Origin of the sequence: Salipaludibacillus sp. CUR1 (genome assembly GCF_021028955.1) — a bacterium.
Lineage (GTDB): Bacteria > Bacillota > Bacilli > Bacillales > Salisediminibacteriaceae > Salipaludibacillus.
This window is the reverse complement of the sequence record NZ_JAIWPE010000064.1, coordinates 189192-211453: the sequence shown is the minus strand read 5'-3', so window position 1 is coordinate 211453 and position 22262 is coordinate 189192. Positions and strand designations below refer to the sequence as shown.

At 40.6% G+C, this 22262-nt stretch carries 25 protein-coding genes, 1 riboswitch and 1 other annotated feature; of the genes, 3 read left to right on the top strand and 22 right to left on the bottom strand.

Features of this window, described 5'->3' with window-relative positions; genetic code table 11:
- Window positions 1-60: 60 nt before the first annotated feature.
- The 4 genes from K8O68_RS13990 to K8O68_RS13975 all read right to left on the bottom strand — a co-directional run bounded on the left by K8O68_RS13990 (window position 61) and on the right by K8O68_RS13975 (window position 3196).
- Window positions 61-324 carry a hypothetical protein gene (locus K8O68_RS13990; protein ID WP_230897473.1) on the bottom strand — a complete coding sequence of 88 codons (264 nt, stop codon included), beginning with the start codon at window positions 322-324 and terminating at the stop codon, window positions 61-63.
- 35 nt (window positions 325-359) lie between these two features.
- A complete protein-coding gene (locus tag K8O68_RS13985) occupies window positions 360-830 on the bottom strand; it encodes a thioredoxin family protein (RefSeq protein ID WP_230897472.1) in 471 nt (156 codons plus the stop codon).
- 8 nt (window positions 831-838) lie between these two features.
- Window positions 839-1267 (bottom strand): disulfide oxidoreductase, encoded by a 429-nt coding sequence (locus tag K8O68_RS13980; RefSeq protein WP_255717226.1) that lies wholly within the window; start codon window positions 1265-1267, stop codon window positions 839-841.
- Window positions 1268-1399: 132 nt separating this feature from the next.
- Window positions 1400-3196 (bottom strand): putative bifunctional diguanylate cyclase/phosphodiesterase, encoded by a 1797-nt coding sequence (locus K8O68_RS13975; RefSeq protein WP_230897471.1) that lies wholly within the window; start codon window positions 3194-3196, stop codon window positions 1400-1402.
- Window positions 3197-3259: 63 nt separating this feature from the next.
- Window positions 3260-3344, bottom strand: a riboswitch (cyclic di-GMP riboswitch).
- Between the two features lie 196 nt (window positions 3345-3540).
- Between K8O68_RS13975 and K8O68_RS13970 the strand changes: the two genes are divergently transcribed.
- The 3 genes from K8O68_RS13970 (at window position 3541) to ald (ending at window position 5295) form a co-directional block, all read left to right on the top strand.
- Entirely contained in the window at window positions 3541-3768 is a 228-nt protein-coding gene (locus K8O68_RS13970) for a thioredoxin family protein (RefSeq protein ID WP_177174237.1), read from the top strand.
- Between the two features lie 64 nt (window positions 3769-3832).
- Window positions 3833-4048, top strand: a complete 216-nt coding sequence (locus K8O68_RS13965; RefSeq protein WP_177174236.1) for a KTSC domain-containing protein — start codon at window positions 3833-3835, stop codon at window positions 4046-4048.
- Window positions 4049-4176: 128 nt separating this feature from the next.
- Window positions 4177-5295 carry an alanine dehydrogenase gene (gene ald, locus K8O68_RS13960; protein ID WP_230897470.1) on the top strand — a complete coding sequence of 373 codons (1119 nt, stop codon included), beginning with the start codon at window positions 4177-4179 and terminating at the stop codon, window positions 5293-5295.
- A 121-nt stretch (window positions 5296-5416) separates the two neighbouring features.
- On the opposite strand, the gene K8O68_RS13955 is transcribed toward ald, so the two are convergent.
- From K8O68_RS13955 to K8O68_RS13870, 18 genes are all read right to left on the bottom strand, one after another.
- Window positions 5417-5776: a YisL family protein gene (locus K8O68_RS13955; RefSeq protein ID WP_230897469.1), complete on the bottom strand. Its 360-nt coding sequence runs from the start codon at window positions 5774-5776 to the stop codon at window positions 5417-5419.
- A gap of 286 nt (window positions 5777-6062) precedes the next feature.
- Window positions 6063-6815 (bottom strand): response regulator transcription factor, encoded by a 753-nt coding sequence (locus K8O68_RS13950; RefSeq protein ID WP_230897468.1) that lies wholly within the window; start codon window positions 6813-6815, stop codon window positions 6063-6065.
- 22 nt (window positions 6816-6837) lie between these two features.
- On the bottom strand, window positions 6838-7491 hold the full coding sequence (gene phoU, locus K8O68_RS13945) for a phosphate signaling complex protein PhoU (protein WP_230897467.1): 654 nt from the start codon (window positions 7489-7491) through the stop codon (window positions 6838-6840).
- A 12-nt stretch (window positions 7492-7503) separates the two neighbouring features.
- The gene (gene pstB, locus K8O68_RS13940) at window positions 7504-8283 is read right to left on the bottom strand and encodes a phosphate ABC transporter ATP-binding protein PstB (protein WP_230897508.1); all 780 of its coding nucleotides are present in this window, start codon (window positions 8281-8283) and stop codon (window positions 7504-7506) included.
- 68 nt (window positions 8284-8351) lie between these two features.
- Window positions 8352-9227 carry a phosphate ABC transporter permease PstA gene (pstA, locus tag K8O68_RS13935; RefSeq protein WP_370640531.1) on the bottom strand — a complete coding sequence of 292 codons (876 nt, stop codon included), beginning with the start codon at window positions 9225-9227 and terminating at the stop codon, window positions 8352-8354.
- A 9-nt stretch (window positions 9228-9236) separates the two neighbouring features.
- Complete coding sequence (gene pstC, locus K8O68_RS13930; protein ID WP_230897465.1) at window positions 9237-10169, bottom strand: phosphate ABC transporter permease subunit PstC; 933 nt, start codon at window positions 10167-10169, stop codon at window positions 9237-9239.
- 75 nt (window positions 10170-10244) lie between these two features.
- Entirely contained in the window at window positions 10245-11255 is a 1011-nt protein-coding gene (locus tag K8O68_RS13925; protein WP_230897464.1) for a PstS family phosphate ABC transporter substrate-binding protein, read from the bottom strand.
- 354 nt (window positions 11256-11609) lie between these two features.
- A complete protein-coding gene (locus tag K8O68_RS13920) occupies window positions 11610-12350 on the bottom strand; it encodes an MBL fold metallo-hydrolase (RefSeq protein WP_230897463.1) in 741 nt (246 codons plus the stop codon).
- A 171-nt stretch (window positions 12351-12521) separates the two neighbouring features.
- Window positions 12522-12815, bottom strand: coding sequence for a 50S ribosomal protein L27 (gene rpmA, locus K8O68_RS13915; protein WP_093049847.1), 294 nt, complete (start codon window positions 12813-12815; stop codon window positions 12522-12524).
- A gap of 20 nt (window positions 12816-12835) precedes the next feature.
- On the bottom strand, window positions 12836-13165 hold the full coding sequence (locus tag K8O68_RS13910; RefSeq protein WP_230897462.1) for a ribosomal-processing cysteine protease Prp: 330 nt from the start codon (window positions 13163-13165) through the stop codon (window positions 12836-12838).
- A 14-nt stretch (window positions 13166-13179) separates the two neighbouring features.
- Window positions 13180-13488 carry a 50S ribosomal protein L21 gene (rplU, locus tag K8O68_RS13905; protein ID WP_093049841.1) on the bottom strand — a complete coding sequence of 103 codons (309 nt, stop codon included), beginning with the start codon at window positions 13486-13488 and terminating at the stop codon, window positions 13180-13182.
- 13 nt (window positions 13489-13501) lie between these two features.
- Window positions 13502-13574 (bottom strand) — a sequence feature (ribosomal protein L21 leader region).
- 78 nt (window positions 13575-13652) lie between these two features.
- Window positions 13653-15116 carry an Rne/Rng family ribonuclease gene (locus tag K8O68_RS13900; RefSeq protein WP_230897461.1) on the bottom strand — a complete coding sequence of 488 codons (1464 nt, stop codon included), beginning with the start codon at window positions 15114-15116 and terminating at the stop codon, window positions 13653-13655.
- A gap of 65 nt (window positions 15117-15181) precedes the next feature.
- Window positions 15182-15958, bottom strand: coding sequence for a M50 family metallopeptidase (locus K8O68_RS13895; protein ID WP_230897460.1), 777 nt, complete (start codon window positions 15956-15958; stop codon window positions 15182-15184).
- Window positions 15959-16016: 58 nt separating this feature from the next.
- On the bottom strand, window positions 16017-16847 hold the full coding sequence (locus K8O68_RS13890) for a M23 family metallopeptidase (RefSeq protein WP_230897459.1): 831 nt from the start codon (window positions 16845-16847) through the stop codon (window positions 16017-16019).
- Between the two features lie 334 nt (window positions 16848-17181).
- Window positions 17182-18003 (bottom strand): carbohydrate ABC transporter permease, encoded by an 822-nt coding sequence (locus tag K8O68_RS13885; RefSeq protein WP_230897458.1) that lies wholly within the window; start codon window positions 18001-18003, stop codon window positions 17182-17184.
- Between the two features lie 18 nt (window positions 18004-18021).
- Window positions 18022-19350: a carbohydrate ABC transporter permease gene (locus K8O68_RS13880; RefSeq protein WP_230897457.1), complete on the bottom strand. Its 1329-nt coding sequence runs from the start codon at window positions 19348-19350 to the stop codon at window positions 18022-18024.
- A gap of 91 nt (window positions 19351-19441) precedes the next feature.
- Window positions 19442-20431, bottom strand: a complete 990-nt coding sequence (locus K8O68_RS13875) for a LacI family DNA-binding transcriptional regulator (protein ID WP_230897456.1) — start codon at window positions 20429-20431, stop codon at window positions 19442-19444.
- A 145-nt stretch (window positions 20432-20576) separates the two neighbouring features.
- Entirely contained in the window at window positions 20577-21944 is a 1368-nt protein-coding gene (locus K8O68_RS13870; RefSeq protein WP_230897455.1) for an ABC transporter substrate-binding protein, read from the bottom strand.
- Window positions 21945-22262: the final 318 nt, after the last annotated feature.

Here is a 22262-nt window from a genome sequence, read left to right as displayed (position 1 = left end):
AAAAAAAGGCCGCTATGGAAAACCCGGCGGCCCTGATCACTATATTATTTACGGGATGTTTTATAGAAAAACGATAGCCAGTACGATGGATAATGCTCCAAAAACGCCTAGTTGTACTGTAGCTGTTGTCCTTTTTTTCTTATAGGACTTCCAGATAAAAATGTAAACCCCTAACATAATCAGCATAAATATGATCCCGTCAACCATTGGATGTACAAACGTTAATTGGGTCGTTGCATGCTGATAAATAGAATAATTAACTAAAATGGCTGCTGTCCATCCGATAAATATACTTAAACCTATCCATTTTAATAGCCTTTCCATTTAACATACCTCCATTATTAAATCAGCCCAGCCTGTTAATTTAAAACCACCTGTCTGTAAAATTGTTCGTAAGTTTCTTCCTCATGAAGCCCTGTAATTCTTGCAGCTTCCTCTCCATTGTCAAAGTGAATAACTGTAGGAGTCCCTTCGATATCGTAGTCATTCCATCCTTGCTCAAATTCTAATACATTATACAAGTGCAAATCAACATCAAGCTCTTCCGCTTTCGGAATTAAAACTGGAGAAGCCTGATTACATGCTTCGCATCGACCGCTGTAAAAATAGACTGTTGCATCTTCACCTGCTTGAAGTTTTTCGTCAAGTTCCTCAGGCAAAATGATATTCTGATAAAGCGGGTCATCCAGCTGGTCTATCGTTTCACTGTGGAGCCTGTCTTTACCAAAAGGATTCCCCTCTGACCTCTGCTCATTTTGAAAAGAGGTGATAAAAGTAATTGCTCCAAATAATAAAATAACAATCCCGCCAAATATAATTAATTTTTTCATGAGATCTGTCACTCCCTAGTATTCTTCACTATCCATACCATAATTAATGAAATTAATAAAAATGCTGCAAAGGCTAAAAAAGGAATAGTAATAAATCCAAAATAATTAATATACTGATAATTACATGGTATAATGCCGCACGCTTCAGCTGCTCCAGAGAGGAACGGAACTTTTTGGAGCAAGTAGTGATAAATGGCTGTTCCCATTCCTATAACAGACAGAGGCAGCGTATAAAAAGCCTGTCTGGCATCCTTTTTAACAACAGCAATGCCCAGTGTAATGACAAGCGGATACATAAAGATCCTCTGCACCCAGCACAATTCACACGGTATGAAATTCTGTACTTCTGAAAAATATAATGAGCCCAGCGTTGAGATAAAGGCAATTCCCCACGCTATCAGCATCGCATATTCTATCTTCTGTTCCAAGGTTTTCAAGTGGATCCCCCTTTTCTGTATATACCTTCCCGGCTCTTTATATAATGTATCCAAAATAGAAAGAGTTTGTAAAGAGAAACCTATGTAATACAAACTACGGCTGAGCTGAATGTAGAGTTAAAGTTTTAAAATTTATAAAAGTAATTTCCGGTAAGCTGTTTTAATAAAATGAACAACTTCTTCTGCCTGCAGAGGTTCGCTGTAAAGGTACCCTTGTATTTCATCACATTCTCGCTCATTAAGGAAAGTAACCATAGCCTGTGTTTCTACTCCTTCAGCTGTCACACTTATATTCATGTTGTGAGCCATTTGAATAATAGATGTAACAATTGCCTGATCATTACAGTTTTCACTAATTTCCCTGATAAACAACTGGTCAATTTTTAAAGCATCAACAGGAAAATGCCTTAAGTAACTAAGTGAACTGTAACCTGTACCAAAATCGTCGATAGTAATCCTTATCCCGAGCATTTTTAACTGTTCTATTATTTTTAAATTTTTTTCCTGGTTAATTAATAATCCGGTCTCAGTAATTTCCAAATCCAAATAACGAGGGCTTATCCCTGTTTTTTCTATTATAGAGGTTATTTTGCCTACGAGATTCTCTGTATGAAACTGGAAAGGTGAAACATTAATCCCTATTTTTAAAGAGAATCCATCTTCTGTCCATTTTTTCGTCTGTCTGCAAGCTTCCTCCAATACCCAGTCTCCAATTGGAATAATTAATCCTGTTTCTTCAGCGACTGGAATAAATACTGAAGGAGGCACCTCTCCCAGCATGTCATCTTTCCAGCGTAAGAGAGCCTCAAGACCTGTTACTGTTTTTTTTCTTAAATTTAACTGTGGCTGGTAATAAAGCTCAAACGATTTCTTTCTTACTGCTTTTCTTAGTCTGTCTTCCAAAAGAACCCTTTCCTCATGCTTTGTTTTTAAAGAATGCTTGTAAAAACACCAGTGTCCCTTTACTGTTTCCTTAGCATAATGCATGGCAGTTTCCGCCTGCTTTATTAACTCAGGAGGTGTAAAACCACTCTGCGGGATTTGGGAGATCCCAGCTGAAGCTGTAATAAACAGTTCATTACCTTTAACACTGAACGGCAGAGCAAATCTCGTTAAGAGCTTTTCAGCCATAACCGCCAGACTCTTTACGTCTATTCGTCCACTCCTAATAATCGCAAACTCATCACTTCCATAACGGTAAACGGCAGTATCCTGAGTTTCAAACTTCTTTAATTCTTTTGATATTTCTTCAATCAGTTTATCCCCAGTGGAATGTCCCAGAGTGTCGTTGTAGAATTTAAAACGGTCCATATCTAAAAGTAATACTGCAGCTTCTTCTCTGGTTTCTTTGCATAGTTGAAGCGTTTTAAAGAGATCTGCTTCAAACTGTTTGCGATTCTTCATTCCTGTCATAACATCGACTGTCCGAAACTCCTGAATAACTGCTTCAGCCTCAGTCAAGGGCGTGAGATCCTGATGGAGAATTAAAATTAGGCATGCATTTGATGAATTTTGTAAAACTGGTAAAAACACCGTCTCTAAAACAATTTCTTTTCCACTCTTGGTTAGATGCCTGTATGTGCCCTTAAATTCTTTTTTTGATGAGATAACTTTCTCCAGAGCATAAATGTCTTCTTGCTTCACGTGTGTCATTTTTAATAAATCCCTGAAAGGGATCCCTATTAATTCATGCTGATCAAAATCCATTTTATTTGAATAATCAGGACTTACAAAAACAACTTCTCCTGTAAGGTCCGCAACCACTACTATGGCTGTTCTTTCAACAGCTTTTAATAATACATCAATAAGAGAAGCTGTGAAACGGGGATCAGTCCACCCTTTCTCTCCCAGCGACTCTATCCATTCTGCTGCTGTTAATTCTTTAGTCACAGCCTTCACTTTTAAGGGATTCCTGCACTGCGCTTTCATTGTCCCCCTCCTTCAGTATTAAGTGAGAAACAGATTTTAAAACACAAAAATAACCGGCCTTAAAAAACTAAAGGCCGGTTGCACTAATCGCTCCCACAATCTTAAGTGCCCATATACAGGATTGTGTTCTCAGCAGTCCTCTATTCTCGTGTTATAAACTCTACTCTTATTTTAATCTCATCAGGACTTTAGCGGCAAGTTTTTTTATACGCTGTTCCCCTAAAACGTTTCCAATTTGTTAACAATATTGCCATTGATTGTCCACACATGAAAAAGCAGAAAGCGTCTATTCCATTTTATAATATAGGAAAGGGGAATATTTGAAATAATAAGAGGTGAGTTCAGTGGAAATAAAAATCTGTATTACCTCCAATATTAACGGCAAAGTATTTGAGAAAAGGGTAACAGAAGTAATTTCAGAATTAGGAATAAAAGCTGACATTTTAACCGTTCATGATCTCCCTCGTTCGCCGGAAAAAGTATTCTATACTCCTGCTTTATTCATCAACGACCGTATGCTATCCAGTGGAAAGGTGCTTTCTAAAGAAGAAATTACACAGTTTTTCATGTAATTTGTTTTTTTTCGCGGCTGAAAGGGTACATTATTTAAAAGTCGGAGATAAAAGGGTGATTAACGTGGAAAAAACAGAATTTAAAGAAGGGTATTTCCGCTCACTCGGCTATGATGAAACACAAAAACAGCTTCATGTCCGTTTTGAAGACGGGAGTTATATCATCTATTATGAAGTGTTTAAATTAGATTACGTTGGACTCATGTCGAGTAATAATATGAAGAAGTTCTTCGAAGACAGAATTAAACCAAGGTTTCCATGTAAAAAAATGAATGATTGATTTTAAGACAAAGCCTTTTCCAACGGCTTTGTCTTTTATTTCTGTTTAAAAAAGCTGGAACAAGTTTAGGAAGTTCGTTACAATAGATGTGGATTTCAATCAATGTATACTAAGAGGAGGGTGTATTTATGAAAATCGGAGTACCCAGAGAAATAAAAAACAACGAAAACCGGGTCGCTTTAACTCCAGCGGGGGTTTTAACTCTGAAGCAGGCAGGGCACGACATTATAGTTGAGAAATCGGCGGGTATTGAAAGCGGTTTCAATGACGAAGATTATGAAACTGCCGGCGCCAAAATTTTCGACGAAGCGAGCGATGTCTGGCACAGCTCTGAAATGATTATGAAGGTAAAAGAGCCTTTAGAGGATGAATACCCATATTTTAGAGAAGGACTTATTCTATTTACATACCTGCACCTGGCCGCCGTTCCAAAGCTGGCGAAAGCTCTAACCGAAAAAGGCGTCACCGCTGTCGCATATGAAACAGTCGAAGTTAACAACACTCTTCCTTTGTTGACTCCTATGAGTGAAGTCGCTGGAAGGATGGCTTCTCAAATTGGAGCGCAGTTTCTAGAGAAACCTAAAGGCGGAAGCGGCGTTCTTCTCTCTGGCATTCCGGGAGTTAAACGCGGGAAAGTGACTGTTATCGGGGGCGGAGTGGTAGGAACCAACGCTGCCAAAATTGCTATGGGGCTCGGGGCTGATGTAACCATTATGGATTTGAGCCCTGAACGTATGCGTCAGCTTGATGATATTTTCGGTACAGAAATAAATACACTTATGAGCAACCCTCTGAATATTGCCCAGGCAGTGAAAGAATCAGACCTCCTTATCGGAGCTGTTCTCATTCCGGGGGCTAAGGCGCCAAAACTTGTAACAGAAGAGATGATAAAAGAAATGCGTCCTGGATCAGTTATTGTAGATGTTGCTATTGACCAGGGAGGGATCGTTGAAACGGTAGATAAAATAACAACTCATGATAACCCGACATACACAAAGCACGGCGTCGTCCATTATGCTGTCGCAAATATGCCCGGTGCTGTGCCGCGCACTTCAACCATTGGTTTAACAAACGTCACGATCCCTTATGCTTTACAAATTGCGAACCGCGGATTACACGAAGCGCTTAAATACAACCCGGCTCTTGTCAAAGGTGTCAATACAGCCAACGGTAAAGTGACTTATGAAGCAGTAGCACGCGACCTTGGCTATGAGTATGCATCTGTAGAGAAAGCTTTACAGCTATAGCCCCCAAGCTGATTTTAGTGTCAGAGAGGCTTTAAATTACCGATAAAAAAACCTGTTGTGCTCATCACAACAGGTTTTTTGTATTATGTACGCTCTGTGTTCTTTATGTAAAAAATAAGCGTTAAATAAAATACCCGAAATATATAACTGCAGCAAACGATACGAAAAATTGAATCCATAGAATAAAAGACGTCCAGGGGGTAAGCTCTTTTTTCGACATGCGTGTTGAGATCATTTCCATTACGTAAATCAGCCAAAAGGCTAAGACGCCCTTAACAATTGATCCCCACCATAAATTCATTGCAATTAAGACGAGACCTGTACCAAAAACAAGGATATATAAAAACCTTAAAATCATTTGCAGAGCTTTTGCAGGTTTTATTAATCCGCTCTTTAAAAAAACCAGTACTAAAGCAAAAAGAATGAGTGTGATAAACCAGAATAAATCATGAGAGTGTAAAAACACATCATACTGAAACAATTTTTTCCCTCCTTAAATATGCAGGAATATAACTGTTTAGTAGTATATATGAAAATATCAATGGAGGCAAAACACTTCATTTGGATAATAAAAAGCCTGTTCCTGAAAAACCTCTTCGGAACAAACTTTTTTTAAAGAAAGAAGGCTGTTTACTTAATAAAGAGGCTCCCCTCCAGTTATCCTACTCAGCGGAAAGACTTGCCATGTCACCTGGGGAGCACGGGCATTCTTAGCCTTTCTCGGGAGTAATTTTCTGCTGAAATACTGAGAGTTTCTGCAGTATTTTTTAATAACTTAACTTTTTTTCTTTTATCTCTTTCATCATATAACCTACATTCCTTACAGTCTTAATATAAACCGGATTTCGGCTGTGAGGTTCGATTCTTCTGCGAATACGGCTGATAAACACATCAATAATCCGTTCATCAATTTGATGATCGTCTCCTGAAATTATTGTTTTTAAATGCTCTCTTGTAAAAGCTTTTCCTTTGTTTTTTAACAGATAATACACCAGTTCATACTCTTTACGGGTTAATTCCACTGTGTCCCCGTTTTTATACAAAGTAAAATGTACCGGATCTAAACTTAAAGCTCCATTCTCAAGCAATCCTTCTGACTCATGAATCCCTGAAACATCTGGAGTATCACAGCACAGGCTTCCTCTTCTAATGACAGATTTGACCCTTGCTACTACTTCTTTCATCCTCAGAGGCTTCACTAAATAATCATCTGCTCCCAATTCAAAGCCTAATACCGCCTCCAGCTCATCTGCTTTTTCAGCTATAAGGAGAACAGGGGTCCATATATTCAGTGATTGTCTTAACTCCCTGCATAAATCAAAGCCGCTTAACCGGGGGAGGCTCATAGCCGTTAATACAGCATCAGGTTTAAGAGAAGTAATTATCTTAACAGCATCTTTCCCGTTATTGGCCACCCATACATCAAAGCCGTAAGAATGAAAAGTTTCCTGCATTTCCAGACGAAGGGTTATATCACTATCGACTATAAGAATCGTAGGGGCTGTTTTATCCTGACTCATTTAATCACCCTGTTTAATGTGCTTAATTTAAATCGAAACGCCGGCCGTTCACTTCATAAATAATCCATTCTGCTACGTTTGTACAATAATCTGCTATTCTTTCAATAAAACGTCCAATAAATGCTAATTGCATCATATCTTCAGCTTCATTTCCTGAGGCCGTTTGAATAACCTCTTTAAGAAAATCACCGTAATAGTCGTCAACTTCGTCATCCATAGCTGCAATTTTTTGAGCTCTTAACATATCTGCTCTTTTATAAGCATGAAGCACTTCTTTCATCATTATTGAAGTCATTTCTGCCAGCTTCATTAATTGGTTTTTAAATTGATTCCTTTCCAGACCAGCATCCATTCTAAGAGCAGATTTAGCCATATCCACAGTCAAATCTCCCATTCGCTCGAGATCGCTTGCCACCTTTAAAGCTGCCATCACTTTTCGTAAGTCTGAGGCCACAGGCTGCTGTTTAGCAATCATTATTGTAGCATTCTCATTAATCTCCAATTCAAGGCGGTTTATTTCCTCATCCCGCTCGATAATCTCTTCCAGGGCAGCATTGTTCCCTTTAATTATTGCTTTTACAGCCTTATTAAAGCCCTCTTCAACCATTGAACTTAAAAGACCGATATCACCTTTTAAATTTTGAAGCTCAGTTTCATAATTTGTACGGACACCCACGTCTCTGCCTCCTTATCCGAACCTGCCGGTAATATAGTCTTCGGTTCGTTTATCGTTTGGGTTAGAGAAAATTAAATTTGTATCTTCATATTCAACTACTTCTCCATTTAGGAAGAAAGCTGTTTTACCTGAAATACGTGCCGCTTGCTGCATATTATGAGTCACGATAATAATTGAATAATTTTTTTTCAGATCCTGAACCAGCTCTTCCACCTTTAAAGTTGACTTAGGATCCAGTGCTGAGGTTGGTTCATCCATTAAAATAACGTCAGGTTCTACAGCTAAACAGCGGGCAATACACAGACGCTGCTGCTGGCCGCCCGATAATCCATAAGCATTCTCATTTAACCTGTCCTTTACTTCATCCCAGATAGCAGCCCCTCTTAAGCTTTCCTCTACGATCTGCTTAAGAACTTTTTTATCCCTGATGCCGTGAATTTTAGGGCCGTATGCCACATTATCAAAAATTGACTTTGGAAATGGGTTTGGTTTTTGAAAGACCATTCCTACCCTTGTGCGCAATTCTTCTACATAATAGCCGCGATCAAAGATATTCCGTCCTCTGTATTGAACTTCACCCGTCGTCCGAACCTCCGGATTCATTTCTACCATACGGTTTAACGTTTTGATATAAGTTGATTTCCCGCAGCCGGAAGGTCCTATAATCGCTGTTACGGACCGCTCCTGAATTTCCAGATCGATATCTTTAAGAGCATGCGTTTTTCCATACCATAAATTTAATTTTTTTGTATCATACACGATCGGTTTAGCTTCGGTTTTATTCTCAGTCATCACTGGTTTTTTCTTTTTTAAAAGTGATTGAGCCATCTGTGAGTCTCCTTTCATTACGTCAATAGGTTTTAATAACGGCGGTCAAACTTATTTCTAATTAATATAGCAATCGAATTTAAAGTAAATAATATGAGAAGTAATACGACAATGGTGGCTGCGGCCAGATAAGCATACTCCTGAACCATTACTGAATCAATCGTCCAGTAGTAAATCTGCATAGGCAGCGCAGTGAACCTGTCAAAAATTCCTGACGGTGCAGGTATAATTAAGGCTGGTATTCCAATCGCAACGAGTGGAGCTGTTTCACCAATTGCACGGGAAATGGCAAGAATCATTCCTGTAAGCATACCAGGCAAAGCAACGGGCAATACAACATTTTTAATAGTCTGCCATTTGGTAGCTCCCATTCCAAAAGACGCTTCCCTTAAATGTGCAGGCACAGCACGTATGGATTCCTGGGAGGCGACTACTACAATCGGGAGGACCAGCAAGGACATTGTTAATCCACCTGCTAGTACGATTGAACCTAGTCCAAAAACTCTAACAAAAACGGTTAAACCAAGAAGCCCAAAAACAATGGACGGAACTCCGGCAAGGTTAGAAATATTTGTCTGAATGAATGATGTAAACTTTGAAGGGCGGGCATACTCTTCAAGGTATATGGCCGTACATACGCCAAGAATCATAGTAACCGGTCCTACAATAACCATAAGCCAGACGGTTCCGAGAATTGCTCCTCTAATTCCTGCTATATCCGGATTTGTAGAAAGAAGATTTGTTAAAAAATCTATACTTAACCATCCAATACTGTCTGAAACCACATCATATAGAAGGACAGCTAAAACAACTAAACCAAAACTGGCTGAGGCTAAGAATAACATCTTTATCAGACGGTTAAAGAATATACGTTTAGTCATTCTCGACTGAACCGCATTTAGATCCATATATTGCAATTAATACACCTCCCTGAATCTTTTCGTCATATACCTTGCAAACATATTCATGGCAAGTGTAAAAACAAATAATGTCATTGCTACGGCATATAAACTGTAATAAGCTGTCGTTCCGGCCCCGGCATCTCCGCTTGTCACTTCTACAATATAAGCAGTCATCGTCTGCATACTTTGTGTGACATCAAATGTGAGGTTTTTAGTGCTGCCGCTTGCAATTGCTACGATCATTGTTTCACCAATTGCCCTGGAAATGCCCAAAACAAAGGAAGCAATAATACCTGAAATTGCAGCAGGAATCACAACACGAAAGGCGACTTCAAACTTTGTAGCGCCCAGGGCCATAGCCCCTTCACGAATCGAATTAGGCACAGAACTCATGGCGTCTTCTGATAATGAAGCGACAATTGGAATAATCATAATACCCATAACGATCCCTGGGCTTAAAATATTGGTCCTCTCAAGCGCAGGAATAAATTCGCGAAGGACGGGAGTGACAAACGTAAAGGCAAAAAAACCATAAACAATTGTTGGGATTCCTGCTAAAACTTCTACTAAAGGTTTTAAAATACGCCTCACCTTGTCCGTAGCGTATTCACTTAAATAAACAGCAGTCGTAAGACCGATCGGTACAGCTACCAACATAGCAATTCCGGTAGAAAGCAAGGTCGCTCCCAATAACGGTAATATACTAAACTGAGGATTTGTAGGGTTGAGAGGACGCAACTCGGGCTGAAGAAAGAATTCTCTAAAAGAGACATTTTGAAAGAACAAAATTGTTTCAAACGATAACGTAACAAGAATTCCTAATGTCGTAAGAACTGAGATGGATGCTGCTAAAAACAGTAAAAAAGGAATTATCTTTTCAAATTTTGCAAGTTTACTATTCTTTCTATTAGTTTTAATCATGTCCTTAACATTCGCTGAGTAAGACATTATTTTGCTCCTTCCTCACATACATACATTCACCAGAGAAAGCCGGCAGGCTCTCTCTGATGATATTTTGAATTACTATTCAATTTCGTCTATATCTTCAATATAACTGTTTAATTCGTCTTCCGGTAATGGTGCAAATCCAGTTTCTCCTGCTAAGTCGTCAGCCACTTCAAAAATGTATTTAGCAAAATCTTTGACTTCCGGCTTTTCTTTCGCAGCATTAATGCTTAAATTAGTAAAAACCGGCCGTGTAAACGGAGCGTAATCTCCATCTTCAGCAATGGTGTCAAGAGAGGGGGCAACAGGACCATCACCGAAATCAACGGAAATTGCGCCTAATTTGTCATCGTTGTTTATATAGTAACCGAATCCAAAGAAACCAATGGAATTTTCATCATCAGAAACTAATTCTACTAAAGTGGAATAATCCTGCTGTAAATTAATTCCGTCTACAAGGTCCTGCTCGTCTAGTAATACCTCAACAAAAAACTCATAAGTACCATGGTTTTCATTTGGACCATAGAAATTAATTTCCTCATCCGGCCAGTCATCACGAACGTCAGACCAGAGAACGTTGTCATCGTCTGCATACTTTCCTGAAATAAACAGATCAGTCACTTCCTCCTCTGTCATTTCAGTTGCCCAATCATTGTCAGGATGGATAACTATTGTCATACCATCCAAAGCTACTTTATATTCTCTCGTTTCAATTCCATTTTCTTCGAGATCATCCAATTCTTCGTCTCTAATCTCACGTGAAGCATTCGCCAGATCTGTCTCGCCATTAACAAATCTTTGCATACCGGCACTGGTCCCGGCACGGCTCACTTCTACACTCACACCTTGCTGCTCGTTAACCATGTATTCTTCTGCAATACGTGATACAAGCGGATAAACAGTTCCTGATCCATCAATTTGTACTGAGCCTGAAAGCTCTTCTGTTTCCGAGTTACCGGCATTATTATTGCCGCCGTTAGACCCGCCATTGTTATTACTGCTTCCTGCTTCACTGCTTTCGTTTCCCCCGCAAGCTGATGCAACTGCTAAAAGTCCTGTCAACATAATTGATAATCTGAATTTTCTCAATTCAACTTCCTCCTCTTTTTCCTCTAATTATGTAATGATCGTTCGACCACAATTTGTAGTATACTTTTTAATTATTAAGCTAAAATGAATCAAAGGTAAATGATATGTAAATAGTTTGTAAATTTCTTCTGTAACGGTATTTTCGCTGATAGATTTAACTTCCCCGATAAATACTATTTTCACTGATTGAATGCTGCTTCAGCTGATGATAGTTTTTATTTTTTATATAAATGATAGCTGCTTAAAAACAGATTCGTTTAAAACTTTACCGGGGATTTTAAATCACTATGTACTTTTTAGAGCATTAAAATAAAAAAGACAGAAACCGTTATGGTTTCTGTCCGGAAAACATGCTTACAAATTAAAATTGGCGCCTGTTTTTGCTATTTGAATGTCCCCATTAAATCCGGCTTCTGCCTCCTCAAGCAGCTGACGGTGATTTCCAAAGTGGGGCAGGTGACTGAGAAGAACAGACTTGGAACCGGAACTGGCTGCAAGCCTGGCCACTTCACTGCTAGTCATATGACCAAAGGAGGCCGCGTCCTGATCAGCATAAAAGCTTGTTTCAGCAATTAATAAATCAGCGTCACGGCAGAAAGGAATAAGATTTTCATCGTAAGAAGTATCCGCAGTATAAACGAGTGTTCCAGCGCTTTTCTCTGACCGTATTCTCATGGCATAGCAGGGAGCAGAATGCTTCGTCTGTTGAAACTGGAAAGTAAACGGTCCGATTTCAACCTTACTCCCGCCGTTATAGGGCTGTACGTTCGTATAAGGCGGCTTTCCAAGTTTGTTAAATTCGTTTCTGTCTTTCTCATGAGCAAATATGTTAAGCGGCTGATCTGTCTTCTTAAGGTTAATATCTACCACCCGGCTGTATGTAAGGCCCCCTAAATCAGCTGCATGATCGTGGTGGTAATGGCTAAGAATAACGCCATTTATGTCTTTTAGCGACTTGTAATTCTGAAGCTTGGAAACAGCGCCGCTTCCGCAGTCCAGCAATATATTTGTGTTTCCCTCTTCCAGGAGAAAACAGCTCGTTGCTTCATCTGCCTCAGGATATGCTCCCCAGTAGCCAATGACAGTTAGTTTCATTTTCCTTCCTCCTCCTTTTATTTACTTAATAATAAAACAAGTGACGCATGATTTAAATTCTCTTTTGTTTTTTTATAGCTTGCAGGCAGAATTATTAATAAACAGTAATTGTATTCAAAAATAAAAAAAACTCTAACGATTAGAGACTAATCATCAGAGTTTTTCAGAATATTACGCTTCCTGAACTTCAGGATACACGCTTACCCGCTTGCGGTCACGTCCTACGCGTTCAAATTTCACAACGCCGTCCACTTTCGCAAACAACGTGTCGTCTCCGCCTTTCCCTACGTTAACACCAGGATAAATACGAGTGCCTCGCTGACGAACCAGGATTGATCCGCCTGTCACTTCTTGTCCGTCTCCCCGCTTAGTGCCTAAACGCTTGGAAATTGAGTCACGACCGTTTTTAGTACTACCTACACCCTTCTTCTGGGCGAAAAACTGAAGGTCCAAATTTAAGAACATGGTCTTCACCTCCTGCATATTTACGATTCAATACGTATAAACCGGCTGTACTGGTCTTCCATTGTTTTCATAGAGACAAGCATGCCTTCTAATAGTAATTGTACTTTCTCATAAGTGTCACGATCTAATTTGTCAGGAACACGACAGCGGAGAAAGCCTCCATTATCATTCATTTCAACTTCCATTTCAGTTCCACAGATTTCAGCCACTGCATTAACCGTCCCGAAAGAAACGGCTGAAGCTCCCGCACATACAAGGTCCTGTCCGTGCGGTCCTGAATCGGCATGGCCTGTCATGGTAAATGAATTGATTGTACCGTCTTCGTTCCGGTCAAACGTGATATGGATCATCGTCAGTCCACCTTTTAAGCGTTGATCTTATCGATCGTCACTTTTGTGTAAGGTTGACGGTGACCTTGCTTACGACGGTAATTTTTCTTAGCTTTATACTTGAATACAGTCAACTTTTTAGCACGGCCTTGTTTTTCAACCTTTGCTGTTACAGTTGCGCCGTCAAGTAATGGAGAACCTACTTTTGTTTCGTCTCCTCCAACCAGAAGAACACGGTCAAATGTAACTGTATCACCTTCAGTTACGTCAAGCTTCTCAACGTAAACTTCCTGTCCTTCAGTCACTTTCACTTGCTTTCCGCCAGTTTCAATAATTGCGTACATGTGCGCACCTCCTTTAAATACTCAGACTCGCCATCCCAGGTGCATTAAAAATGCTTAAAACCTGTTCTGTGCGGTTGTAGCTCTTTGGGTGCATCCAAACAACTAACAAAAGACATCATACCATAATGTAAAAGAGCATGTCAATGGATTAAAAAGGCTTTACTTCAAGGGTTAACGTGTTTTTTCCATTTTGTTCGGGCTTCCTCAATACTTCCCATGTAGCGGATCTCAAACCCTGGCAAAGATGACGGGATAAGAAATATTTTTTTATTAGTTATTTTTTCAAGCTGCTTCATACGCTTTTTATTATTGCCTAAGAAAAGCGGGATAATCGGCTCTCCAATTTCCACGATTATGGCTTCCTCATCATTATATCTTCTCGTAAAGACGGCTTCTTCCAATTCCCTGGCTACCTCTTCTTCTTTCTTGACCTTGCCTGTCCCTTGGCAAGCAGGACAGTCATTAAACATGATATCTCTCAGCGGATTCCTTGTTTTTTTGCGAGTCATTTCCAGCAGGCCCAACTGGGTAAAGCCTAAAACGTTGGTAATTGTCCGGTCATGTTTAAGAGCTTCATTTAACGTCGTTAACACTTCCTGCCTGTCCCTTTCATCAGCCATATCAATAAAATCGATGAGAATAATGCCGCCTATATCTCTCTGCCTGAGCTGTTCGGCAATTGTTTTTGCTGCTTCTAAGTTAATCTTCACCGCAGTATCTCTAAGCCCCTGTTTGCCGGTAAATTTTGCAGAATTTACATCAATTACAGTCATCGCTTCAGTATGGTCAATATGAAGAGAGCCTCCATTTTTGAGCCAAAGAAATGGTTTCAAAGCCCGTTCCAGCTGTTTCCAGATATTGAAGCGGGAAAATATGTTTTCTTTCCCCTGATAAAGTTCAATGTTAGGTCGTTCCTCTCCACCGGTAAATTGTTGGTAATCTTCCAGTGAATCGACAATTATTTCACTATTTTCATCGTTTAAAAAATCCCTTGATACTCTTGCATAAATTGATGATTCATCATATAAAGTGCCTGTCCCTTTTATTTCCTTTGCTTTCTTAAGGACAGCAGAATACCTGCTTTTGAGGCGCTCCAGATCCTCTTTAACTTCTTCAACTGGAACTTCATCAGCAAGCGTCCGGATAATTAGTCCTTCCCGGCCTTCCAACTGGTTTTTCCCCCATTCCCTCCAAACATTCCTCGTCTCTTCAGGGGTGATTTTTTTAGACACAGCTACGTAACCGCCATAAGGCAAATATACAACATATTTCCCGGGGAATGCTAAATGTTCTGTAAGCTTGGCTCCTTTCGAACCGGATTCTTCTTTTTTAACCTGTACTATAATTGACTGTCCTTTAGCCACAAGAGATGTCACTGGTATATCCTGCGGAGGATCCTGCTGAAAAGCTGCTATTTCTTTTTTATATAGAAATCCGTTTTTTTCAGAGCCGATATTTATAAATGCCGCGTCCATTCCTGGCAGAATGTCTTCTACCTTTCCCTTAATCACACTCCCCGGTCCGGGAAGATCTGAAGGAATATCGAATAACCATTCTGTTACTTTTCCGTTTTCTAAAACCGCCCCGCGCGTTTCATTCAGCAGGCGGTGCAAGATAATTTTCCTCACTGTTCGCTCCCATCTCCTTAAGGAATCCTTTAGTCTGCCCATATTATAAATGGTTTACAGGCCAATTACCAGTCACCTTGCAGAAGACGGGATAAAGGCTGGGTTTGCTTATATCTGTCAAAAAATGCATCTAAAAGTACTTTTTCATGAATTACCTGTTTTTTATTTATTAATAAGGTTAACTCTTTCTCCCGGTGGACATTTTTAACAGCTTCGGCGACTGTGAGAGCAGGCGAAACATCCACCTGATAATCCTTTCTTTCCCTTTTTATGTGTTTTCTCTCAAGTAAGAACCTCAAGAAATGATAGTGCCGCTGTTTCCATTCGAGGTACTGGTGCACCCATAAAAAGGTGGTTACCATTATTAAATTCAAATGGAAAGGAAGCATAAATAAACTTAGAAAGGAAAGAGCTGTTAAGCAGACAAAAGATAATATAAAAGTGGATTGATAAGCTTTATGGAAGGGAAGAACATAGCTTTGAAGTGAAAACAGCAATTTCCCGCCATCCAGCGGCAAAACCGGAAGCAAATTAAACAGTAAAATAGCAATGTTATGAAAAAGGAACAATTGGTGATCAGCTTCCGTCCAAAAGGCAGAGCCTAATAGAAGGAAGCTGAGACCAATCATCCATAAGTGCTGCAGTGGACCGCTGACAGCTACAAGGATTTCTTCTTTTGCAGGCCTGTTCCCATACTCGTCCATTTCCGCTATACCCCCAAAAGGCATAAGCATTATTTTCCGGATTCTCCAGTTAAAACGCCGAGCCATTAATATATGGCCTAATTCGTGAACTGAAACAATTAACAAAAGCATCAATATTTCTTTAAAAAACCCTGTCATTCCTCCTATACTAAGAACGATCCATAAAAGAGGATGAATTTTGATTTTTCTCAATAAATCAGTCAAGGGAGATCACTTCTACAGGGTCAATAAAGACCTCCCCTTCTTTAATAGCAAAGTAATACACCCCTACTTCTGAGTCGTCTTTAATCGAAGAGACCTGGGCTAACTTTTCTCCGCTGTCCACGTGGTCATACAGGCTTACATGAATCTCATCCAGCATCCCGTACCATGATTCCCCGCCGTCATAATGGCGGACGATAACAATTTTCCCCCAGTCATTCTCTTCATCTTCGCCAATGTAACGGACGACGCCGCTTCTGACAGCTTCAACTGATTCACCTGCCTCTGTTTCTACAAAAATTCCCCTGCCGTTTTGATCAAAAGTCTCCTTTACGGTCCCTGTCGCCGGGAGGGCGTAATTATCCTCTAAATTATCATTCATATTTCCAGGGGCAACTGTTTCCATCTGATCAGGAAGAAGTGCAAGAGGGCGCCCGAATAAATCTTCATACCAGGCTGCCGCCCGATCAAATTGAAACTCTTCTTGAAAAGACGTATAAATATAATTTCTTGGCCCTTCCAATGCAGGAGAGTTTGACTGCAGTATAATAGCTACAATTAAAAACAGGCATATACTGGCCAAAATCTGCATCATAAACGTATCTTTTCTAAAAAAGGGCTCAGGGGAAGACTTGTCCTGGGGAAGTCCTTTACCGGTTTCAATAGGATAAAACGTATCTTCACGCTCTTCATCGTGCTTCATCCCCCAATAGGAAGGCCCGTCCCCTCTCAGCCTTTCACCTGTTTGTTCCGTAACTTTCCGGATATTTCTCTGACGGCGTTTCGCTTCCATTTTCCTTTTTAGCTTTGTCACTTTGTGATTCATCAGCTTCCCATCCTTGTCCATAATTTCGTCTTAACTGATTTTATGCCCTGGCTAAAAAGGTTAGAACCGCCAAGCTCCCGAACATAACCCGAGTGTTTGTCTTCAAGTGAATTTCCTGAAAAATCGCTTAGGTAAGGTGGATTTACAAACTTCGCTTAATGCCTCAGGAAGCAAGAGTTTCTGCCCTTCAATCAAAGAAGTGAGGTGATCCGCCAGATCTATTCCGTCTTATCATAAAAAAAACCTCCTTCGTAAATGAAGGAGGTACCAAAATATATATTAATATAAGGGGGTAATCGTATTATATTCCAGTATGTTTAAAGTGTGACACCGTTTATTCTTTTACAGACCCTGAAGTGAGCCCGGCCACTATACGTCTCTGGAACAGGAGAACGACGACAACGATCGGAATCGTCACAAGAACAGTTGCGGCGGTAATATCTCCCCAAGGGATCGTATACTGGGACTGGTACATGGACAGTCCTACAGGCACCGTGCGCCAGTTATCATCAGAGTTTATAGTTAACGCAAATAAATATTCGTTCCATGCCGCAATGAACACGAGAATGGCTGTAGTAAACACGCCGGGTGCCGCAAGCGGAAAAATAATCTTTCTGAACGTTTGAAAGGGTGTGGCACCGTCCAGTTTGGCTGACTCTTCCAGCTCAAAAGGTATTTTCTTAAAGAAAGTCGCCAAAATCCAGATAGCAAGCGGTAAACTGATCGTGATGTAAGGGATAACGAGCCCCATATAACTGTTACGAAGCCCCAGGCTCTGAATCAGGTTGAAAATAGGTGAAATAATCGCGATTTGCGGAAACATAGCTGCCGCAAGCACGATCCCGAGTATGGTCCCTTTAAATTTAATTGGCAGCCGGGTGACAGCGTAAGCCGCAAGTGATGCAACAGAGATAGCTATCACTGTGGTTAGAGTTGAGACCGCAATACTATTCCACATATACAGAAACAAAGGCCTTGTATCTATGGCATTAATATAAGACTGTAAAGTCGGATTCGTTGTAAACCAGTTAAAGCCTGCGAAAATTTCAATAGGCGGTTTAATTGACGTGAGAAAGACCCATAGAAACGGGAACATAATCACAAAGATAAACAAGCTTAGAAAGATATAAAATGAGACACCTGCTCGTTTTCGCATGTTTGATAACCTCCTTTGTTATTTGCCTGTTTTGCCTTCAAACAAGTCAGAACCGATCAATTTGATGAAAATGATACTGATAAGAGCCACAGATAAGAACACTATGACTGAGAGCACAGACCCTTCACCAAAGTTAGATTGCGCAAAAAGCACCTGATAGGCATAAACAGATATTGATTCCGTACTGTTGGCAGGTCCTCCGCCTGTCAGTACATAAATCAAGTCAAATACCCGGAAGGCATCCAGCGTTCTGAACAGTAAAGCTACAAGAATGGCTGATTTAAGCATCGGCAGGGTGATGTTAATAAAGCGCTGTATCCTGTTGGCCCCGTCAACTTCCGCGGCTTCATACAAGGATTCAGGAATCGTCTGCAAACCGGCAAGGAGCAATAAAGCCATATAAGGCATCGTTTTCCAGACGTCTGCCAAAATGATGGAGAACATAGCTCCTGAGCCTGTACTTAAAAGCACCGAGGCATCAGAAATTAATCCCAGCTGTTCGAAATAATGAGCAACAACCCCAGACTGTCCATCATAAAGGTAATTCCACATCATCGCACTGACCGCAGTCGGAATCGCCCAGGGAATCAGAACAGCCGCCCGGACAGCTCCGCGTCCAATGAACGCTCTGTTAATAATGAGAGCTACCGCAAGTCCAATTGTCAATTCAAAAAAGACAGAAACGACGGTAAAGAACACTGTATTCCACATCGCAGACCACATACGGGCGTCCGTTAAATATTTACCGTAATTTTGAAGACCAATAAAGTTAGGTCTTATTAAGCTGCGATCGAGGGATGTCAGTGAAGCAGCCCCGGCACTCAAGGCGCTTTCCATTTCCTCGTCATGGTCGCCTATGGCGTCCAAAAGCTCATCCTGGCCATCCTCCAGTAAAGAAATATAGCCTTCTGCAAAATCATTGTCCAGGCTGCCATACCGCAAGTCCCGGTCATTAACCGGCTCAAAGTTCATAACCATTTCGTCAACAATCTCGTACTGCTCTTCAATTTCAGGAAGCGTCACGAGCTGGTCGTGGTAAGTCTCAATCTCCTGGCGAAGCTGAGCCACTGTTTCCTCTAACTCAGTGTCCGCCGCTTCGTTTTCAATGGCTTCTAAATCCCGGTCAATATAAAAGTAATTATTAGCGTACGTTTCAAGGTCAATCTGATAGCTGAGAGTTGTCTGGTTCCTCGTCGGATCATTTAACCGGTAATCAAACATACTGTTCCAGAACGACTGGGCTACCGGCCAAAGAGTGACAGCAGCAATAAGTATAAGAGCAGGAAGAACCATTAAATATCCGAGCTGTGTTTCACTTAATTGAAAGCCTTTTTTCTTATCTCCCATGTTCATCCTCCTTTACAGGATTCTTATCAATCGTCTATTAAACTGGTAAAATCTGAAATCGATTTCAGCAGAAAGGCTAGAGGTCCGCTATTCACGTTGACTGGCGAACCACTAACTGAAGCGGCAAAATCTCTTTTTTATAAGTGACTTTTCTATTATAGGCAATCATATCTACCATCATTTCCATTGCCCTTGTCCCCATCAGTTTCATAGGCTGTTCAATCGTGGTAATTCCGGGATTAATTAAATCGGCAATGGGCTGATTGTCATACCCTATCACTGCTAAATCTTCTGGAATGCGGTAGTTAAACCGTTTTGCTTCCTGAATAATTCCTGCAGCTACTTCATCCCCGCCGGCAAATATAGCTGTCGGCCGATTTTCCATCGCATAGATCCGCTGGAATATATTTTTACCGTCTTCAATGCCGTAAAAGCTTGGAAACATCCACTCTTCGGGAATAGAGAGCCCGTGTTCCTTAAGAGCTTTAAAGACTCCTGTTTTTCTGTCTCTTGTTAATTGAATACGGTCAGCACCACCCGCATAAGCAATTTTAGTATGGCCTTTTTCAATAAGGTGCTTTGTTCCAATATAACCGCCATACACCTGATCACAGCGGATTACCGGCATCTGTGCATTTGTATCATATTCATTGCAGCTGATGACCGGTCCGTATTTTGTAAAAGGTTCAATAGCCTTCCACTCATTTTGTAAGGAAGCTAAAATAATCCCGTCAACTTGTTTAGCTTTCAACAATTCTAAATGCCGTAATTCCCGGCCTTTATCTAAACGGGAATCACACAAAATTAGCTGATAGCCTTTTTCCCCGGCAATCAATTCCATCGCATCTACTAAATGGCTGAAAAATGGATTCACAATTCGCGAGATGATCACTGCAATCGTATTGGTTCTTTGGCCACGCAGCCTTCTGGCAGAAGAGTTAGGGACATATCCCAAGTCCTCCATTGCCTGCATGACTTTTTTTCGTTTCGCATCATCTACGTAGGGATGATTATTTATTACTCTCGAAACTGTGGTTGGTGACAATCCGGATTTTGCTGCTACTTCTTTAATGGTTGCCATCTGTATCCCCTCACCTGCTTTAAACTAACTACTCGCGATTTATAATGCGTTTCATATTAATGGAGAACCCATAAAAATTCCGCTGAAAACTCAATGAACATATAGCAAGAGGGAAGCGGACTGTGATCCACTTCCCTCACACATGTTATTCCGCTAAAGCCGACTCGATTTCAGATTCCATATTTTCAGCTGCTTCTTCTGCAGAAATCTCTCCTGCAAGTGCTCGTGAAAGTTCAATTTGCATAATGTCTGAAATTTGCGGGTAGATTGGTGAAACTGGTCTCGGTACCGCATTTTCCAGTGTTGCAACAAACTCTTCATCTGCAAATAATGGAGCAGCATCACGTACTTCTTCGTCTTCATAAAGGTCACGTAAAGTAGGGGCAGATCCTCCATCAATCGCAGTGATTTTTTGGCCTTCAGGACCTGTCATGAATTTCACGAATTCCCAGGCCTCTTCAGGGTTTTCACTGTTACGGTTGATCATAGTCATCCAGCCGCCAAGCCCCGCTGCACTGCCTGCATCGCCGGCAGGTAACAGAGCGAATTCAACATTGCCCTGCACTTGTGACTGGTCTTCATCCTCAGTCATCGCCTGCATGTATGGCCAGTTACGCGCAAATACAGATTGACCTTCAAGGAAAGCTGTATGTGTTGATGGCTCATCAAAGTTTAAGATATTACCCGGTACAAAATCTGACTCAACAATTTCAACCATTTTTTCAATAGCAGAAATTGTTTCAGGAGAGTTAACAGTCACTTCCTGATTTTCATTAATAACTTCTCCACCATAAGAAGCGATGAATTCAATTGCGTTTACTACAAGACCTTCATACTGGTTAGCCTGCATTAAGTATCCAAAGTCCGTTCCTTCTTCACCCTGGTATTCACCAGCCATTTCAATAAGGTCATCCCACGTTTCAGGCGCTTCATCTACAATGTCGGAGCGGTAATACAATAATCCGGCATCTGTAAACTTAGGCATCGCCCATTGGCGGCCGTCAAAGTTACCCGAATCCACCGTTCCTTCAAAGTAGTCATCCATGTCAATACCGTCTCTTTCAATAAAACGGTCTAATTCGAGTACATATCCGCCTTGCGCAAATTCAGCAGGCCAGATGACATCTGCATCAAACACGTCAATTGTGGCATCTCCGGCACTAAACTCAGTTACATACTGGTCATGAGATTGACCTGTATCAGCCGGCATTTCACGGAATTCGACTGTAATATGCGGATTTTCTTCCATGAAAGCTTCAACCAGTTTGTCAGTTGCACCAGTAGCATCATGTCCCCGGGCATAAGTAAGAGTGACTTCCTCCTGGTCTTCAGAAGCTTTTGCTCCGTCTTCATCATTATTGTTTACGTTGCCTGCGTTGTTGTTTTCCGTTTCATTGGCAGGATCGTCGTTGACAGGTGTTTCATTTGCATCATCATCTCCACCACATGCAGCCATAACACTCACCATGGATATAGCGACCGCTCCCGAAAGTACCTTTTTCCAAATTTTCATTTTCTGTATTGCCCCCTTTAAAGGTTTTTCTGATAACGATTTCACACAGTTTTTAAAAAAATAGGAAATTATAATTATAATATAAAATGATATTTCCTATTGATTCAAACCATGTAATCGTTTTCATATTTGTATTATAATTCTTTATGATAACGTTTTCAAGTAATATTTTTGAAAATTTTTAAGATTTCTGAGAGATTTCACAATTACTAAATAATCCTTCCTAATTACCGATATAAATGGAATAAAATGGGGGGTCTGACCCCAATCCTTTATATAAAAAAAAGCTGATGAGAAAGTTTTCTCATCAGCCTGACA